General features: G+C 49.1%; 16 protein-coding genes. 3 read left to right on the plus strand and 13 right to left on the minus strand.

Annotation, left to right across the window (positions count from 1 at the left end; translation table 11 throughout):
- Positions 1–6: 6 nt before the first annotated feature.
- Positions 7–1,239 (minus strand): flagellar brake protein, encoded by a 1,233-nt coding sequence (locus HRI97_RS06415; RefSeq protein WP_253724615.1) that lies wholly within the window; start codon positions 1,237–1,239, stop codon positions 7–9.
- 66 nt (positions 1,240–1,305) lie between these two features.
- Between HRI97_RS06415 and HRI97_RS06420 the strand changes: the two genes are divergently transcribed.
- The 3 genes from HRI97_RS06420 (at position 1,306) to HRI97_RS06430 (ending at position 5,090) form a co-directional block, all read left to right on the plus strand.
- On the plus strand, positions 1,306–2,037 hold the full coding sequence (locus HRI97_RS06420) for a CPBP family intramembrane glutamic endopeptidase (protein ID WP_253724616.1): 732 nt from the start codon (positions 1,306–1,308) through the stop codon (positions 2,035–2,037).
- An 85-nt stretch (positions 2,038–2,122) separates the two neighbouring features.
- Positions 2,123–3,553 (plus strand): undecaprenyl-phosphate galactose phosphotransferase WbaP, encoded by a 1,431-nt coding sequence (gene wbaP / locus HRI97_RS06425; RefSeq protein WP_253724618.1) that lies wholly within the window; start codon positions 2,123–2,125, stop codon positions 3,551–3,553.
- A gap of 1 nt (position 3,554) precedes the next feature.
- Entirely contained in the window at positions 3,555–5,090 is a 1,536-nt protein-coding gene (locus HRI97_RS06430; RefSeq protein WP_253724619.1) for a hypothetical protein, read from the plus strand.
- A 32-nt stretch (positions 5,091–5,122) separates the two neighbouring features.
- On the opposite strand, the gene HRI97_RS06435 is transcribed toward HRI97_RS06430, so the two are convergent.
- From HRI97_RS06435 to infB, 12 genes are all read right to left on the minus strand, one after another.
- A complete protein-coding gene (locus tag HRI97_RS06435; RefSeq protein ID WP_301338913.1) occupies positions 5,123–7,135 on the minus strand; it encodes an alpha-amylase/4-alpha-glucanotransferase domain-containing protein in 2,013 nt (670 codons plus the stop codon).
- A gap of 162 nt (positions 7,136–7,297) precedes the next feature.
- Complete coding sequence (locus HRI97_RS06440; protein WP_253724622.1) at positions 7,298–7,861, minus strand: hypothetical protein; 564 nt, start codon at positions 7,859–7,861, stop codon at positions 7,298–7,300.
- Positions 7,858–8,469, minus strand: coding sequence for a hypothetical protein (locus HRI97_RS06445; RefSeq protein WP_253724624.1), 612 nt, complete (start codon positions 8,467–8,469; stop codon positions 7,858–7,860). Before HRI97_RS06445 ends, HRI97_RS06440 begins: the two co-directional genes overlap by 4 nt.
- Positions 8,469–8,936: a hypothetical protein gene (locus HRI97_RS06450; protein ID WP_253724626.1), complete on the minus strand. Its 468-nt coding sequence runs from the start codon at positions 8,934–8,936 to the stop codon at positions 8,469–8,471. Before HRI97_RS06450 ends, HRI97_RS06445 begins: the two co-directional genes overlap by 1 nt.
- Positions 8,933–10,009 carry an RnfABCDGE type electron transport complex subunit D gene (locus tag HRI97_RS06455; RefSeq protein ID WP_253724627.1) on the minus strand — a complete coding sequence of 359 codons (1,077 nt, stop codon included), beginning with the start codon at positions 10,007–10,009 and terminating at the stop codon, positions 8,933–8,935. The genes HRI97_RS06450 and HRI97_RS06455 overlap by 4 nt, the downstream gene beginning before the upstream one ends.
- Positions 10,006–11,406, minus strand: a complete 1,401-nt coding sequence (locus HRI97_RS06460; protein WP_253724629.1) for a 4Fe-4S dicluster domain-containing protein — start codon at positions 11,404–11,406, stop codon at positions 10,006–10,008. Before HRI97_RS06460 ends, HRI97_RS06455 begins: the two co-directional genes overlap by 4 nt.
- Positions 11,403–12,800, minus strand: coding sequence for a hypothetical protein (locus HRI97_RS06465; protein ID WP_253724630.1), 1,398 nt, complete (start codon positions 12,798–12,800; stop codon positions 11,403–11,405). The genes HRI97_RS06460 and HRI97_RS06465 overlap by 4 nt, the downstream gene beginning before the upstream one ends.
- A gap of 5 nt (positions 12,801–12,805) precedes the next feature.
- Complete coding sequence (locus HRI97_RS06470; RefSeq protein WP_253724632.1) at positions 12,806–13,288, minus strand: divergent PAP2 family protein; 483 nt, start codon at positions 13,286–13,288, stop codon at positions 12,806–12,808.
- Between the two features lie 172 nt (positions 13,289–13,460).
- Entirely contained in the window at positions 13,461–13,844 is a 384-nt protein-coding gene (locus HRI97_RS06475; RefSeq protein ID WP_253724633.1) for a hypothetical protein, read from the minus strand.
- 10 nt (positions 13,845–13,854) lie between these two features.
- Positions 13,855–14,922: a tRNA pseudouridine(55) synthase TruB gene (truB, locus tag HRI97_RS06480; RefSeq protein ID WP_253724634.1), complete on the minus strand. Its 1,068-nt coding sequence runs from the start codon at positions 14,920–14,922 to the stop codon at positions 13,855–13,857.
- Between the two features lie 6 nt (positions 14,923–14,928).
- Entirely contained in the window at positions 14,929–15,345 is a 417-nt protein-coding gene (gene rbfA / locus HRI97_RS06485; protein WP_253724636.1) for a 30S ribosome-binding factor RbfA, read from the minus strand.
- The gene (infB, locus tag HRI97_RS06490) at positions 15,342–17,963 is read right to left on the minus strand and encodes a translation initiation factor IF-2 (RefSeq protein ID WP_253724637.1); all 2,622 of its coding nucleotides are present in this window, start codon (positions 17,961–17,963) and stop codon (positions 15,342–15,344) included. Before infB ends, rbfA begins: the two co-directional genes overlap by 4 nt.
- Between the last annotated feature and the right edge of the window lie 3 nt (positions 17,964–17,966).

Consider the following 17,966-nt stretch of genomic DNA (forward strand, 5'->3'; position numbering starts at 1 on the left):
GTTCGCTTATTCGTTACCGAGCGTATCTCCGATACGCGCATCCGTCATATCGGGCGTTTCCGTATCCGAAAGTTCAAACGCAAACTTTTCGCCGTCCGCTTCCGATTTTTCCTCACCGGTATCGTCCGCTTCCGATTTTTCATCATCGATATCGTCCGCTTCCGTCTTGTCCTCGCCGTCCGCAAAGTTTTCGTATTTCACAGCGGTTTCGGAATCTTCATCCGCCGGAAAAAGTTCGTACGCTTTGCGCTCTTCGGGCGACATGATATTATATACGAAACTCAAAATTTGGTTTTTCATCTGCGGTTCGATATGCACACATTCGAAATGGAGACGCGACTGATCGATGCTGCTGTTGTATTCGACCGTACGGACGATGCCGAACATGATTATCAATTTTCCTTCGATGGTAAACTGCATTTTCAGCTGAATATTCGGCACTCCTTTTCCGCCGATCCTCACCATCGCGCCGGATTCGGATATGTCTTCGATGAGGCAGCGGTATCCCGCCTGCGTTTCAACTCTGTTGTAGTCGATAACTTTATCTTTGATAATAAAAAGGCTCGCGTATATAGTGCACTTTGTACGGACTGCGCGCCGTTTTTGCGTGCGTAAAAGTTTTTCCGTGTGCTTGAGGTAGAGCACCGCTTTGCCGAAAAATACGCCGTTTCCGATCACCGTCGTGTCGAAAATATAACGGGCATCGCCCGTCCGCCACAAGTACACGCTTATCGATTTTCCGATCCAATCTTTGCCTTCGACGCTCACCTGTCCGTTTTGCATCGGAATGCTTACCGTAAGTTCCCGTGCGTTATTGACGATTTTCGATGCGAATACGCCTTTTCCCGCAAGCACGATCCGCAATCGAAGTCCGCTTTCGAACGCCCTCGTGGACGAAAGCCCCCGTTTTTCCGACGCTGCGGATTCGATATGCGTGCGGTATGAGTAGAGTTTTGAAAGAAGGCGCTGCATACCGCCGTCTCCCGTTTTGCCCGCGCGATCCGCTCCCGATTTGATTTCGGATATGCAACGCGAAAGCGAGGGCATAGACCAAAAAAGCGAAAGAGGATCATCAAGACCGCATACGACGGCCGTCCGCCACAAAAGACTTATTTCGGAAAACGAAAAACGGGAATCGAAACCGGTCGCAAAGAATTTAATCTTTTTTTGATATTTCAGTACGAGTTTTACAGCGATGATAAAAACCGCAAAAACGGTGAGAATTTTCAGGATATACACACCGGCCTCAATAGTATATACTATTCGATTGTATCACAGATCTGCGGATTTTCATAGTACACGGATATGGACATATCGATAAAATTCCGGCGAAACCTGATCTTTGCCGCATCTTTATGTTTTTTTGTCATTCCCCCGCTCTTTGCCGGTGCGGCATCCGCCCGGGCCTTTTCGGCGTGGACATTTCCCGTAAAACCGCTGCTCTATGCACTCTTTGCATTTGTGCTCGTCCGTTTTTCCTTTCCGCCTTCCGCACCTATAAAAGGCGATGCATTCCGTTTCGTTCGAATAGGCTGGACGCTGGCAACTTTCGGCGCCCTGTGCGTCATCGCTTCCGTTATAGAAATTATCGTCCGCCTTTCCGGAGGCAAAGGAAACCTCGAACCCGCCCTTCCTTCGTCGATCGCCGAAACGCTTTTTTGCATCGTCAATTTTGCGTGCGCATCGTTTTACGAAGAAGCGCTCTACCGTCTCTATCTTCCGGAAAGCATCCGTGCGATTTTGGAAGACCTTTTGCCGAAACGAATAAACAAATCGGAAAATGAAAACACCTTGCAGAAAAAAAATGCGGCAAACGAACACGGATCTCGCAATATTTTTTTGATTTCTGAAATAAGTGCCGTTTCTCTTTTTGCGCTTTCTCACCGCTATTTAGGCTTACCCGCAGTTGCAAACGCGTTTTTTGCGGGAATCGTACTGCGCATTTGCTGCAAAAAGAGCAAAACCTTGTGGACAAATACCGTCTCTCATTTCGCATACAATATGCTGTCCCTCGTTTTATTCGCACTCATACGGTAGCCGTCCGATTTTGTAGACACGGTAAAGCCGTTTTGTAACTATAGACAGTACCGTATTTTTAATATAAAATAGAAAATAAAATGCTATGACGATAGACGAATTCCTGCATTACTACAAGCGAAATTTTCACCGTACAAGCTCATTTTTCGCAGGTTTTATTTTAATGCTCGTCGATGCGGCAGCCCTTATGCTCAGCATCGGAACGAGTTTTTTTATCATCAATGCCATAAACAATGCGTTTATTAATTTCCGTTCTTTTGTCACGTACAGCGTCTATTTACCGCTCATACTCATCGTGTTTTATGCGGCGGGTCTGTATCCGGGCATTATGATTTCTCCCGTCGAAGAAATAAAGCGATTCGGTATCTGTACCTTTTTCAGCTTTATCGGCATCGCCATAAGCATTTTTGTCGATACGGATGCGCAAAGCATCGCGGTCGCCGTCGCGCTCATGCTTGCGGTTCCGATTGCGACCGTTTTTTTACCGATTGCGCGACAAACGGCCCGCTTTGCATTCGGCCGGTATCGATGGTGGGGATTGCCCGCCGTCATCTATTGTACGGGTTCAAGCGGAGATGCGGTTATAAACCGGATGATCGAGCGGACGGATTTGGGGTATAAACCCGCCGTCATCATAAACAGCGGCAGCATAGCGGCAAACCTTTACAGCGGTATTCCCGTATTTCCTCCGAGCGAAGAACTGCTTCGACTCATCAAAACTTTCAAAATAAAAGCTGCGATTTTATGCGATTACGATGAAACCGACGTATCGGATATTATGCAAACCTATCGATACACGATCACCGTTTCCAAGCATCAAACGAGATCCGTATCGGGTTCTCCTCAGATAAAAGACATCGGCGGTATCGTCGGCTTCGCATCGACGCACAATCTCACAAAAAAAACGAATCTTTTTGCAAAGCGCGTCATCGACCTCTCGCTCATCGTTCTTTCGTTTCCGATCGTTTTGCCCGTCTGCGCCGTCGTTTCGCTTATAATCAAGCTTACGTCTCCCGGCCCCGTCTTTTACGGGCACGTGCGTGTCGGAAAAAACGGCAAATCGATTAAATGCTGGAAATTCCGCTCCATGTGCCGAGATGCGGATAAAAAGCTCGACGAGATTCTCGCGCATAATCCCGAAATGCAAAAACAATGGGAGCGGGATCGAAAACTGGTCGACGATCCGCGTGTAACGGCGGTCGGAAAGTTTATCAGAAAAACGAGTATCGACGAACTGCCTCAGTTTTTGAATATCCTTACAGGCGAGATGAGCTTTATCGGCCCGCGTCCCGTTACCCAGGACGAACTTATCAAATACGGAGAGCAGGCGGACTATATCCTTTCGGTAACGCCCGGACTTTCGGGTATGTGGCAGACGTCGGGCAGAAGCGATACGGAATACGAAGAGCGCATTACGCTCGACACGTACTATATTCAAAACTGGTCGATATGGCTGGATATATGGCTCATCATTAAAACCGTGTGGGTCGTATTCAAGAGAAAAGGCGCCTATTGATATGAAACGATATATCGCCCGTGCCGCCGTTTACCTTTTGCTTTCGTGCTTGGCTTTTTCTTCATCGTACAGGATAAACTCCGTCCGCTACATCATCGACGGCAAAACAAAAGAAGCGAGCGTCGAGCGCGAAGTAAAAATCGACAAAGCGACCGTCTTTCCGGATGAAACGGCATTTGCAAACTATATCCGAGATTACCGGCAGCGCCTTTTGAATACGCGCCTTTTCGACGAAGTCGAAATCGATTATGAAACAAAGCTCATCGACGAAGAAAACGATCTGTACGGTGCGGATGTGACGGTACGCCTCCGCGATTCGTTTCACTTTATCGGTATGCCGTATCCGAAATATGATTCGAACACCGGCTTTACGCTTAAGCTCAAACTGAAAGATACCAATTTTTTCGGCACTATGAAAGATATGTCGGCCGATATCAATTTTTTGCTCGAACGCGACGAAGACGACGACGAAATGAAGCATCTCATCAACGATATGGGACTGACGGCCGGCATCAATTTTTCTTTCGATCTTCCGTTCAAGCTTTTTAAGCTCGACGCTGCATGGACAAACAGTTACAGCATTTCGTATACGATCGGACATTCGTCGCCCGAATGGGACGCGTCGACGGGCTTAAATTTTTCCGTACCGTTCGGATCCCGTACATCGCTCGACTTTTCTTTTGCGCAGGGCTTTACACGAAATTTCGATTATAAAAAATACGGAGACGATATTTATTTTACGGAAAAAGGCACGATATCGCTTCCCGTCGTTCTCCAGCGGATCGAAAACTGGGGAAATGTCAATTATACACCGTATGTGAGCGGAAAATACTATTGGGATTTTAACGGTATAAGCGATTCGAACTCGGATCTCGCAGGCCCTCAGCTTGCAATCGGACAGACGCTCGGCACGTCGCGTATCAATTGGAAAAACAATCTGCGCACGGGCTTGTCGATTTCGACAACGCAGTCGTTTACATACATTGCTCAGGAATCGAAATTGCAGCCGAAATTTTCCGTCGAATTGCAGGTTTTTAAAGGATTCAAAAGAATCGGTATTGCAAGCGACTTATACTTTTTTCTCATGGCAAACGGTATGGAAAACATAGGTTCGCGTTTGCGCGGTATTCGGGATAAACAGTATTTCAGCACGTCGTCGGGACACGCCGACTCTTATGCGACCAAAACGTCCGGCGCCCTTGTTGTGAACCTCGACTTTCCCGTGAGAATTTTTTCGACCTGCTTTGAAAAAAACAGAGTGCTTCGAAAGCTCAATTTTGAAATGCAGCTTTCACCATTTATCGATTTTGCGCTTGCAAACAATAAGGCGACGGGTACGAGTTTTTCACCGAAAGACGGTTTTTATACAGCGGGTTTGGAGATGATCGTATTTCCCGAAAGCTGGAAAAGCATACAAGTTCGGGCGAGCGTGGGTTTCGATGTCGGAAGTTACCTTTTGAAAAATCAATTGAATATGAATTGGAGAAGCGACGTATCGCCGTACGAAGTATCGGTCGGCATCGGGCTGCATTATTAAGCGATTTATAAGATACACGAAAGAGACGACGCTCACTTGCCTTTTTTTTCGGCTTTTGTACGCTTCCGCTTCATGGCGATAATGCTGAAGTTTACGGTCTTTTCCGTTTCCATACCCGGCTCGAGATCGACCGGCCAATGCATCGCCGTACAGAGCGTCATCGCTGCGGGAACGGCTTTTCCGCCGGCTTTTTCGGGGCGGTGAAATACGATCGGCATAAACGAAAAGCCGCAGCTTTCGTTCGGTTCGAACATAAACGAAAGCGAATTTTCAGAATCGGAGATTTGAACGGCTGAAACGTCCGAAAGAACGCCCGACGGAGAAAGAGATGAAGACGCTTTTGTCGAATCGCTTTCAAATTTTTTATCTCCCGACGCGATTTCGAGCGTATACGGAGTAAAGCCCTCCGTATCGTAATTCGTTTGAGCGATATTCGATTCGACGATAAAATTCGTTTGAAGCGCATCTTTGCTTTCGTTTTTGACGATGTACTGCAGCGTAAAGCCGTTCGCGTTCGCACCGTATTTTTTACGTACGGAAAGCGCCTGCTTTTTTTCACCGATTTCGATTGAAGAAAAAAGCTGTACTTCTTTATGCTGCGGAGAAAATTTTTGCTCCGCGTACCGATTATTTGCAAACGAAGTTTCCGGCAGAGATTTACCCTTTACGTACTCTTTTACATCCGCGTCGGAAAACGCATAATCGATAAAAAAAGACCTTGTGTAAGCGTCGTTCAAGCCGTCAAAAGCTTCCACGCGCTTTAAATTGTCCGCATAATTCCCCGAGCGCTGCATGACGTCGAGTTCGGAAAGCGCTCCTCCTTCCCTCGTTACGCATGCTGTAAAACCCGACATACGGAACATATATTCGTCGATACCGTCGGCGTTATAGTCAAAGCGTGAAGCCGATTCTTCGAAATCGCTGCATTCGCGTATGATCGTTTCGGCTTCGGAAAGATTTTTAAAGGCGTTCGTACGATACGAAGCGCATACGGGAAACATCGCCCCCGTATATACGAAACCTTCGCCGCTTTGAGCTTCCCAAAGTTTTTCACGAGCTACTTTTTTGCGCGCTTTATCGCCGTGGCATTGATTTACGAGCATACTGACGTAGAGCATTCTGTTCGAAAGCGAGCGGCTTTCGGGATAGGTTTGGAGAAAATCGTAAATCGTAACGGGGTAGCCGTCGTTTTTGGAAACCTGAATATACGGCGTTTTCGCCCACTGCGCGATTTCCGCGTCAATGCCCGCCGTGATAAAAGCGGGAACCCTCGCGTCCGCCGTTTTCAAATATGCGCCCGGATATGAAAATCGCAGCGTATCGGAAAAGTTTGCACAAGCGCATTCGAGAAGTTTTTGCAGATAACCCGAATGTAAAAGTTGTTTGAACTCCTCATGAGTGAAATGAATGTCGACAAAACGCTCCGAAACGAAATCGTCGTATGCGTCACTTCGTGAAGTTTTTTTGACGGCGGCAAATAAGGAAGTCAAATACTCTTCCGGCGAAACATCGGAAACGGGTTTATGCTTTTTATAGACGGGAACTATCGTCACGGATTTTCCGCGGTCGAACATGATAACCGGCAGATAGCACTGCTTTGCGGGCGGAATAAGGGAGCTGTCGAGCGCGAGATATTCCATGCCGCTGGTTTGAAAGCTCGTTACAAGCGACGCATCCCAGCTCGAAGCGCACAGCGTCATACCCCGAGGCCGCTTGCCGAGCGTCTGCCGGATTTCGGCTGACAGCAATTCGATTTGATCGGTACGATCTTTGGGATACAAAAGCGGAAAAACGGGATTGTAAAATCCGCCGCCGAAAACTTCGATCTGCCTGCGCGAAATGAGCTCCTGCAAAAGCGCAAGAAATTCGGGATGTTTTTTTTTGAAAAACTGCAATTCGTTTCCCGTAAATGAAAAGGCCATGCGGAAATCCGGATGAGCGTATAAAAATTTCGCAGCCGGTTTATATACATCCGCATAATCGTTTTCACAGACGGAAACCGCCTTGCCGGCCGGTGTTGACTCGAGGCCGAAACAGATACACATCGCCTTCACTTTGGCTTTAAAACTCCTTTCGCTTATTTTATACCATCTTGTCCATATTTTAAAGTCCTTTTTTTAACATTTTCAATAATAATTTCGGAATCACTTTTTCGATTTTTCGCGAGCTTCGGATTTATCGATATAAAAAAAATCCGTACCGAAACATCAGCGCATAAAATAATCGTTGAGCCAGGAAACGTTCCACGCGCTGCAGGCTATTATGAGAATTGCCGAAACGATCATGATGAGTATGCCCCGTGCCGCTTTTTCGTTTTTTGCGCGCGCTATATCGATTCTGTATCGAACGGCGGATAAAACGGGGATCACGAATACGAACGAAAGCATACAGCTTGCAGCTGTAAAAACGGCGTCGAAAAGCCGCGAGCTTTCGAAAAGCGCAAGGAGAACGATAAGATATGAAACGGCGAATTCCTTCGTCTGCAATATCGCTTTACCCGGTAAAAATATTCCCGTGCCGGCGGCAACTGCGGCAAGTATAAAAAGAGCCGGAAGCGGAAAGAGTTCGGCAATGCCGAGCGGAGAAAAAAGTTTTTCCGTAATAAGCGCCGTTAAAAACGTCGAAGCAAGAGCTGCAAAGCCGCATCGGAGGGCGGGACGGAAAACGCTTTTATCGAAAGACGCGCTCAAAGCGGCCGCACGACGAAAACCGATACCGTAAAATAAGACTGCGGAAGAATAAAACACATAGTAAAACAGAATATCAATCACGGTTCATCTCCGTTTTTTTTACGCATCGATTTTGACGCGATAAACGCCCGGACGACGGCGATAAGCGCAAGCGAAAGAAGGACTCCGGGAATCGTCGCAAAAAAAGAAGCGAAAGCGACGCGCTCCGAATCAAAAAGCACTTTTTCCGCAATACCGCGCGCCGTGATATAGGTAATCGTTCCGAAACCGACGAGATCGCGCAGTAAAAAAAATACAAGTACGAAAGCGCAAAAAATCGCCGTATAAAAGACATTTCGTTTTAAAATCGATTTTCCGCTTTCCTTTTCGCTTTCCGAAAAAAAGCCTGCGGTAAATGCGGAAATTGCGGGCACGTAAAGGGCAAAGCCCGCACTGAGGGCGGCGACAGGAAGAAGAGCTGCGAGAATCTGCCGGAAGAGCATCGTAAGAAATATGACAAAGACCATAAAAAAAAGATTTCCGCTGTGCACGAATTCGAGCTTTCCTATTGCTGCTCGAAACAATGTCGCACCGAAGACGAGAACGAAAAGTTCGACGGCGAGGATAAGGCCGTATGCAAAGCGGCCGGGAAAAGGAATCATACAGGCAAGCGAGGCCGAAAAATAGATCGAAACGAATCTTTTATGCATTACGAGTTTTCCTCCTTTTCGCGTACAATACGGGAAATACGTTCCGCCCAATAGCGGATTTGACTTTTCGCCGCTCCGTTTTCGATCGCACGCTCTATGCTTCCGTGCAATCCCGCAATCCCGGCAAAACGTGCGGCGTAACGTTCATTTAAAATAAAGACGGCCGGAACGGGACCGTATATCGTTTGCATGCGCACGACGCAGACATAACCGCTTTCGTTTTTACTCGTCGCTCTGAAACACGCGGCGGATAAAGAAAGTGAAGAATCGAAATCGATAAAATCCCCTACGCTCCACGCTTCGTCGCCGCTTTCTTCAAGCACGCGGGAGACTTCGGATTTGAGACCTTCGCGCCACATTCCCCTTGTAAAAATTATCGTTAGGGAAAGTATAAGGACAAGCAATACCGTACTTCCCGCAAAAATACCGTATTCCTGCAGAGCTTCTTTTGAAAATCGTTCGGTCATCTTGTATCCTTTTCTCTTCGAAGCGACGAGAGCATTGCACGAAGACGGGATGCATCTCTCCTGTCTTCGGCAGCCTGAATAAGCGGCGAAACGATATTCGCGCACAAAACGGCAAAAATCATTCCCGCCGAAGAAGTACCGCAGCCGGCAATCGCAAAGGCGAAAATGCCTGCGAGAATACCGTAGAGTATTTTTCCGCGTTTCGAAAGCGGCACCGTGCCGTATTGCTGCACGACGAAAACGGCGCAAAAAAGCGTGCCTCCGGTACACAGCGATAAAATCATATCGCCCTGCCCCGCCATAGCTCCCGTAAATACGGGGGAAACGAAGCGGACAAGGAGGGTATAAACGGCTGCAAACGAAGCCGGAATGAGAAGACCCTGCATACCCGAAGCAAATAAAACGACGGATGCCAAAAGCGTAAGCGCATTGAAGCGGAATGCGGGGATTATCGAGTGCGTATCCCACAAAAGCGAAATATACCCCTCCGGAATAGAAATATTGGCGAAACCGAATATCGTATTGTTGAGCGCTTCGGTCACCGATCTGTCTCCGTTCATAATCGGAAATACGCCGTTTTGAATTAAAATATGGGACGGATTTTTAATCTGCAATATGTCTTTCGTCAAAGGGTTTTCAGGAAATGCGCTCATACCGACAATCCATGCGAATGCGACGGCGAGAACGGCGGAGTTTATCCAATGATCCGCAAAATTTCCGGAAAGATATTTTATTAAAAACATCGTAGAGAATGCGATGCAAAAAACCGTCACGGGATGAAAAGTCGACGGCAGAAGCATACCCGTAACGGTTCCCTGAAAAATTGCGGAAACGAGGGAAAAGCGGGAAGACGATACGAGTTTTGCATGCAGCAAATCGGCTCCGATAAATCCCGACAGAGAAGCGCCTATGACGATAAGAGAGCCCCAGCTTTTCGTGAGTGCAAGCATGAGCACTTGCAGCGACAACAGGCACAGCGAAATAAGTGAAATGTTTTGAGCCGACGGCGAAAGATACAAAAAAGGCCGCAGCGGTTTTTTCTTTTTGAAAAATGCGTCAGTCATATCATTCATAGCGATTCTCCCGCATGGCGCATTCGTGTTATCGCCTGGCTTATCGAAAGCCGTGAGGGACACACCGAATTGCACAGCCCGCACCCCGAACACAATACCGCCGAGTCGATATATTCTTTTTGCGCTTCCGCGCCGCCCGATGCGTGCCGGTACAATATGTCCGGCGACAGATGACGGGGACAGACGAGGCGGCATTCGCCGCAGCGTACGCACGGCAGCTCATTCCGATCGGGAATACGGTGCGCGGAAAGGAATGAAATCGATTTTACGTATTTCGTCACCGGAGCGTCAAGACTTGCACAAAAGCTTCCGAGCATGAGACCGTTTACGATAACGGCTGCGGAAGAGCGCTTTAATCCGCCGCATTGTTCGGCAAGGTAGCGCATCGTCGTTCCGACGCGTACTTTCATAAGAGCCTCCGCCGGTATGCATTCGCCGGAAACATGTACATACTGTTCGACCGACGGCACGCCGAAGCAAATCGCATTGTTTACCGCAATCATCGATACGGCATCGACAAAAACGCATCCGGCTGAGATTTTATTGAACGGTTTTTCTTTTGCCGATTTTTTTACGACATCGATTATTTCATTGCGGAAACCGGCCGGATATTCGGTTATATCGACGGGAACGAAGCATACCGGAGCCGGAGCACCTTCGACGTTCATAAAACTCCGATCCGCGTTTTCAATCGAAGCGGGTTTTCCGTCCGATTGTGCCGAAGATTTTTCACCCGACTTTCCCTTTTTTCCGGCACTCGCAGCCTTTTGCATATTTTCGGCATCGTATGCAAAAACGATACCCGCTCCTCCGAGAGCGCGGGAAACGATAAAGGCTCCCGTTTTGATATCGTCGAAAAACGCTTTCGATAAAACGGAATCGGTAATGCGCTTGGGATCGTCGTCATAGAGGCGCACGACGAGCACGTTTCGCGCTTTCATTTCCGTATATTCAATTTGAGATGCAAGAGAAGCAGGCTCGGTCGTATCGAAAGTGTTTATGACGCCCGAATCCGCAATTCGCCGAATGATTTCCGAAGGAGAAAGAGAGCGCCAGTTTTCGGAAAAGCGTTTTTTTCCGAGATATGAAAATCTTCCGGCAAGCCGTATTCGTACAGCGCGCTCTTCACGTCCGTTCGGACTGATACATGAAACGATATCTTCGACAATACCCGGTACGCTTGCGTGCAGCTTTGCACCTGAGCGGAGGGGATAAGACGAAGAAGGAACGGCAATGGTTTCCCCTTCGCGCACGCGGTCTCCGGGATGAACGAGACAAACGAGAGAGTCTTGCGTTTCGTGAGAGAGCGGAATCGTCACGACCGGCTGCAAAAAACCGTTTACGGCGCGTTTAACGAGATTTCCTTCGTTTGTATGTATGACGGGAATCATCTTCATCGCAGTTTACTCCGTATTAAGAGAATCGACGGTATGCACAGCGCAAAAGCTACGAGCAGCGTGTGCAAAAGCCCTCCGCCTCCCGGCACCGAAAACGCGTACCCCGCATGCACACGAGAGCCTTGCGCTTTTATCAATTTTTCGACTGCGGGATACGGCAGCGCATCGATATCGCCCAGCGTCGCATCGTAAAAATTTTTATCGAATACCATGGAAACGCTCGTCTCCGAAATCCCCGCATCTCCGTCTGAAAAACGGGGAAAGACGATGCTGTCACCCGTCTTCGGATGCCTTTCGTGCGCGCTTTGCGCGTTCACCGAACGGTACGGAGCGGTTTTCGTATTCCAGCACCACGCGACGTATTCGTCGAGCGTCGGAAAACTCCCCGCCGGCGACTGCGCACGGGCAGACGGAAACTCGAGCTGCGGTACGCGCGAAAAAGGAGCAGCGGCGAAGCCGACCGAAAAAGAAGACAAAAGAGAAGCAGCGAAAAGAACGGCAATGCTCGAAGCGCAGGCGGCCGTTCCGCGAAACGTCGCTTTCGTAAAAAACGGGATCACCCGTGCAGGCCTGATCGGAACAAGCGTAAATCGATAGCGCGCTTCATAAAGTCGTTCCGCCGTCGAAAAAGCTGCAAGCGCGGATACGGTACCGACGATAACCGGCACAAAAAGCAGTGCGCTCCGAAGCGAAGACACGCATGCAGTGATGAGCGAAACGATAAAAAATGCGATAAACACGGGATTCGTTTTGACGACCGAAAATGCACCTCGCCTTCCCCACAATCTCAACGCGATAAAAAGCGCATACAAAAAGAGGCAGGCCGATGCCGCAGCGGCATAGAAGGGCACGCATGCGGCAAACAAAACCGGAAAAACAGCAGCGGCAAAAAAGAGGGCGCGGTGCGGAGATAAAAAACACAAGAGAAGCGCAAAGGCCGTACAGATGAGCGGTACGATAAACGGATAGACGCCCTGCGTATCGAGGCCTGCCGCTATGCCCGACGTGCGGAATTCTCGGACGGCGTCTTCAGCAAGCGGCGCATATCGGTCTTCGATATAATACAGCCGATACTGTGCGCCTCTGTCGAAAAAATATGCTCTTCGCTTTGCAAGGTAGCCGTCGGCATCGGAAAAAGCGAGCGCGAGGGATACTTCGGGAGAATGCACCGGCAACATGACGGGAAGCCGCTGGGAGCTGAGGCTGATGACGTTTTCACATCCGGCTTTTTTTAAAACTTCGGCAGCGTAATCGTCATCCGAAGCGTTGTCGACATACACGATTCGGTAGCGCTCCCACAGATTTCCCGACGGTACGGTCCGAAAAATAAAAAGAACGAAAATCGAGAGGACGGCGATGCTGCAAAAAATCGACAATTTTTTTACTGCGCTCATAGTTCCTACTGCAGCAATGAAAATGCAAATCCGATCGAAAAGCCGATAAGAAGTCCTACGATCACTTCGAGCGGCGTGTGCCCCTGCACTTCTTTTATTGGAGTATACGCGACGATCTTTTGCCGATCGAGCTCTTTTCCGATTTCGTTCAATCGCTTCGCCTGAATACCGTTCGCCCGTCTCACGCCGAGCGCATCGCGGACAGTTACGAGCAAAAAACACAGCGACAAAATAAATACGTCGGAATGAATTCCCGAGTGAAAACCGATGGACGTCGTCAGCGCCGCCACGATCGCGGAATGACTTGACGGAAGGCTTCCCGTCCGCCACACCATCATTTCAAAGAGTACGGACAAACTGCGGATTTTATGAGACAGTAAAGCGATGATCGTTTTTAAAAACTGCGAACAAAACCAGCTGCAAATGCACGCCAAAAACACGGGGTTCGCTAAGAAGAGTTTCAGTTGTTCTTTTACCGACAGCAACATAAGTTTAATTTTACCACGACAGCGGCTTTTTTACAACACGCACGAAGCCGGATCACGGTAAGAGCACCGGAGGTCAAAACAAAGAAATCACAGATAAAAGATACGTATTTCTAGGCAAAAGTATAAAAGATATTTATACTTTTTTGCAAAAACTATCGATTTTTGAAAGAATTTATCGAACTGTTTTTTCTACCGCTAATTCTGTAATCCCTTTATCATCCTTGTAAAAGAATAATAAATTCGAAGACTTTAATTTTCCTTCTCGCGGTATTCTTATTTCATATTTACCTGTTTTTTCATTTTTTACATTGATAGTTTTTTTTGTTTTTAAATTTGTAAATAACAAAGAAATATACACCTTTGTATATTTATCATACTCTTCAAAAGTTATTTCATAACCTGTAATATAAAATGGATAGCTAAACAACACTCTTTCCAACGTAAATATTAACTCAGTATCTTCGATACGAACAGTTCCTTGCACATTGGGAAGTATATTTTTAGAATAACTTGGAAAAGCCGATAAAGTTAAAATCAAAAAAATTATTTTCCGCATATTTTATCCGTCAATCGGAAATCACGAAGGCGTACGAATACGCGTCTTCGCCGTTCCGCGAAATCATTCCCAAAAAATTACCGTGCTTTCCGAAAACCGCAATCGCCCCGTCACCGCAGAAAGCGCAAGTACCGTTCGCCGAAAACACAGCGCTTGCCGCACATGCACCGTCAGCCCCTTTTTCAAACATCGAAGAAAAAAGCGGACGCCCGTGTTTGAAATCGTCTTCGTATTCGGAAAGGATGTGCACCGTACCGAAGCCGCATTCGGCTGCGAGGCTTTCGGTCATCATCTGCATCTTTTCACGCACTTCGCTTTGGACGTCTTCTCCCGAATGCGGGGTATGTTCCGACGCGTCCGCCTTACATGAAGCGGATTGTGCTTTTTGCATATCGAAAATCGTTTGATACACCGATCGTAGCGTAAACGGCGCAAGCGATGAAAAGCCCGCAGCATCTTCGAGGCGAAAGCTTCCGACCGAAAGCCGCCTCAAGCCTGCAAGATGGGCTGCGCTTTTGCAATACGATCCGATATCGCGGGCAAGGCTTCTGATGTACGTCCCTTTTGAAACCGAAAAGCGGACACGGACGGCTTTTACGCGATCGCCCGCTTCGAATAAAAACTCTTCCGCTTCGGAAGCGAATACGGTAACGGGACGAGAGGGCATTTCGGCGACGCGTCCGCTCCGCGCAATATCGCTTGCCCGCTCGCCGTTTATGTGCAGTGCGGAAAAAAGCGGCGGCGTCTGCAGTATATCGCCCGTATACTGCTTGATTGCGGAAAGGACATCGTCTTTTGTCGGAAGCGGCGCGGTATTGACGATTTTTCCGGTATATTCGAGCGTATCGGTTTCGATACCGAATTCGATAACGGCGTCGTAAGTTTTATTAAAAGAAGTGATGTATGATGCAATGCGCGTGAGAGAGCCGGTACACACGACGAGGAGACCGGAGGCGAAGCTGTCGAGCGTTCCCGTGTGTCCGACTTTTTTCGTACCGAGCGCGCGCTTGATCGAAAAGAGAGACGAAAAGCTCGTTACGCCCGGCCTCTTTGCAAAAAGAACGATGCCGCCCCGCATCCGCGCCTACTGTGATTCGTGAGGAGCCGGATCCCCTGCCGTACGGGCATTTTCCGCCTCTCCGCCGGCATTTCCTTCCCTTTCAAGTTCGTTCAGCTTTTGCACCATTTCAAAACCTTCTTTCATCGCCGTATCGACGTAAAAGGTCAAATGCGGAAACTGACGGATACGGAGCTTTTTTGCGATCGTCGATTGGATAAAGCCCGCGGCACTGTTTAAACCTTCGACGCCCGTCTTTACCTGCGCGTCGGGAAGAAAGCTCGACACGTAGACTTTTCCGTAGCACAGATCGTTCGACACGTCGACGCGGTTTACCGTCAAAAACGTCGACACGCGCGGATCTTTTACCTGCTCGGTGATGATGAGCTTTGAGATTTCATCGCGCAGCTGATCGCCGAGTCGCTGCATGCGGTACTGCTTCACTCTTTTTCACCCTCACTCGCATCGGCTGCATTGTTTGCAGCGGCTTCTTCGGAAAGCGAATCGCCGAGCTTTCTCGCCACTTTGATGAGTTCGAATGCTTCGAGCGTATCGCCGACTTGGATATCCTGCCAATCTTCGATGCCGACGCCGCACTCGTAACCCGCAGCGACTTCTTTCGCATCGTCTTTAAAGCGCTTGAGCGATGAAATCTTTCCGGTAAATTTGACGATTCCGTCGCGGATGAGATGCACGCTGCCGCTCCGTTTGATAAAGCCGTCGGTAACATAGCAGCCTGCGATAATGCCGACGCGCGGAACTTTGAACGTATTGCGCACTTCAAGCGTACCGGTAACTTCTTCCTTCGTATCGGGCGTGAGCATGCCTTCCATCGCCGCCTGCACTTCTTCGACGGCTTTGTAGATGATCGAATACTTTCGGATTTCGACGCGTTCCTGATCGGCCAGCAGCTTTGCCTTTGCCGTCGGACGCACATTGAATCCGATGATGATCGCATTGCGGTCGGCGCTTGCAAGCGTAACGTCGCTTTCGTTGATGGCGCCCGCCGACGAATGGATGACGACGAGACGGATATCCTTTGTCGAAAGTTTTTCGAGCGCGGTTTTGAGCGCTTCGGCCGACCCCTGCAAATCCGCTTTGATGATGACGCGGAATTCTTTGACGTTGCTCGCGTCGATCGTCTGATAGAGGTTTTCGAGCGTAACTTTTTTGACCGCACGCGCTTCTTCGAAGCGCTTCAATTCCTGCCGCTTTACCGAAACTTCGCGCGCGTCTTTTTCGCTTTCCGTCACTTGGAAGGGATCTCCCGCATTCGGCATACTTTCAATGCCGAGCACTTCGACGGGCATCGACGGAGTCGCTTCCTGAATGCGTTTTCCGCGATCGTTGAACATAGCCCGCACGTGACCGGAATAGATGCCTGCGACGAAGGGATCGCCTTGGCGAAGCGTACCGCGCTGAACGATGACCGTCGCGACGATACCGCGTCCCTGATCGACCCTCGATTCGAGAATTTTTCCTTCGGCACGACAGTTGTAGTCGGCTTTCAATTCGAGCATTTCCGCCTGCAGCAAAACCGCGTCGAGAAGATCGTCTATACCTTCGCCTTTAAGCGCACTGATATTGACATACTGCGTATCGCCGCCCCAATCCTCCGGCGTAAGCCCGTGTTCGGAAAGCTGCGTGCGCACGCGGTCGGGATTCGCTTCCGGCTTATCGATTTTGTTGACCGCGACGATGATCGGAACCTTTGCATCTTTTGCGTGGTTGATCGCTTCAAGCGTCTGCGGCATCACTCCGTCGTCTGCCGCAACGACGAGGATGACGATATCGGTTACCTGCGCACCGCGTGCCCGCATCATCGTAAACGCTTCGTGCCCCGGCGTATCGAGGAAAGTGATCGTACCCTTTTCCGTCGAAACCGAATACGCGCCGATCGACTGGGTGATGCCTCCGAACTCTCCTTCGGCGACGTGTGAATGGCGGATCGCGTCGAGCGTTTTCGTTTTGCCGTGATCGACGTGTCCCATGACGGTGACGATGGGCGGGCGCGGCTTTACCGTTTCCGCATTGTCTTTTTCGCTTTCGATAACGGTTTCGTCGTACAAACTGACGAGATGCACATCGCAGCCGTATTCGGCTGCAACGAGGGTTGCCGTATCGGAATCTATCGATTGATTGATCGTGACCATCATGCCTTGCGACATGAGCTTTTGGATAATGTCCGACGCTTTTAAATTCATTTTACGCGCGAGATCGGAAACGGAAATCGATTCCATGATATCGATCGATTTCGGAACGACGTTCGCAGGCGTTTCGGTTTTTTTCTTTTGCGCAAAAAATTTATCGTCTTCGAGCTGTTCGTCGGTTTTGCGGTAAACCTGTTTTTTGCCTTTAAACGATTTTTTTGCCGGTCCCTTCGGAGGCGGAACCGCTGCAGGAGAACCGAATCCTCCCGGTCTCGCTCCGCCGAATCCCGGACGATTTTGAAAACCGGGACGAGCGCTTCTGCCCTGAAAGCCCGTACGCGTACCCGAAAATCCGGTACGACCGCCCCTTCCCTGCGTATAACCGCCCTGCTGATTTTCGCGTTCTCTGTTTTGATATCCCGCACGTGCCTGCGCTCCGGTAAAGCCCGTGCTGTCGCGATACGGACGGGAGCCGAATCCTCCCGTTTGCGAACGCGAAGAGGACGCGCGGTAGGCGGAACGACTTCTGTCTGAAAGATTTCCCGCTTTTACGTTCGGGCGGACGGCGTTAAAATCGTACGCTTTTTTTACCGGAGCGGCGGTGCTTTTTGCCGCTTTAGCCGGCGCTTCCGGCGTCTGCTGTATGGAAGTCTTCGAATCGGCAGGAGTCTTTTTTTCGACGATATCGGATGTTTCGGACACCGTTTTTTGCGCGGCCGCAGTTTTCCTATCCTGTTTTGCCACGACGCGCACCTTTTCCGTCTTTGCACCGTCGGCAGCTTTCGGAGCGCGCTTAACGATGATGACTCTCTTTTGCTTTTTTTCCGCAGGAGATGCGGGAGCTTTATCGGTCGACGCCTGTCTTTTGTGATGAATTACGAATTCGGGCTTTTTCTCTACTTCATCCGCCATAAA

It is taken from the genome of Treponema socranskii subsp. buccale (assembly GCF_024181585.1).
In the GTDB taxonomy this organism is placed as follows: Bacteria; Spirochaetota; Spirochaetia; order Treponematales; family Treponemataceae; genus Treponema_D; species Treponema_D buccale.

Bases quoted from the DNA above. Each gene is read 5' to 3' on its own strand.
- HRI97_RS06450 (WP_253724626.1), bottom strand. From the start codon at position 8,936: ATGACCGAACGATTTTCAAAAGAAGCTCTGCAGGAATACGGTATTTTT.
- HRI97_RS06420 (WP_253724616.1), top strand. From the start codon at position 1,306: ATGGACATATCGATAAAATTCCGGCGAAACCTGATCTTTGCCGCATCT.
- HRI97_RS06435 (WP_301338913.1), bottom strand. From the start codon at position 7,135: ATGTGTATCTGTTTCGGCCTCGAGTCAACACCGGCCGGCAAGGCGGTT.
- HRI97_RS06455 (WP_253724627.1), bottom strand. From the start codon at position 10,009: ATGAATGATATGACTGACGCATTTTTCAAAAAGAAAAAACCGCTGCGG.
- wbaP (WP_253724618.1), top strand. From the start codon at position 2,123: ATGACGATAGACGAATTCCTGCATTACTACAAGCGAAATTTTCACCGT.
- HRI97_RS06430 (WP_253724619.1), top strand. From the start codon at position 3,555: ATGAAACGATATATCGCCCGTGCCGCCGTTTACCTTTTGCTTTCGTGC.
- HRI97_RS06465 (WP_253724630.1), bottom strand. From the start codon at position 12,800: ATGAGCGCAGTAAAAAAATTGTCGATTTTTTGCAGCATCGCCGTCCTC.
- HRI97_RS06470 (WP_253724632.1), bottom strand. From the start codon at position 13,288: ATGTTGCTGTCGGTAAAAGAACAACTGAAACTCTTCTTAGCGAACCCC.
- HRI97_RS06475 (WP_253724633.1), bottom strand. From the start codon at position 13,844: ATGCGGAAAATAATTTTTTTGATTTTAACTTTATCGGCTTTTCCAAGT.
- HRI97_RS06445 (WP_253724624.1), bottom strand. From the start codon at position 8,469: ATGCATAAAAGATTCGTTTCGATCTATTTTTCGGCCTCGCTTGCCTGT.
- infB (WP_253724637.1), bottom strand. From the start codon at position 17,963: ATGGCGGATGAAGTAGAGAAAAAGCCCGAATTCGTAATTCATCACAAA.
- HRI97_RS06460 (WP_253724629.1), bottom strand. From the start codon at position 11,406: ATGAAGATGATTCCCGTCATACATACAAACGAAGGAAATCTCGTTAAA.
- truB (WP_253724634.1), bottom strand. From the start codon at position 14,922: ATGCGGGGCGGCATCGTTCTTTTTGCAAAGAGGCCGGGCGTAACGAGC.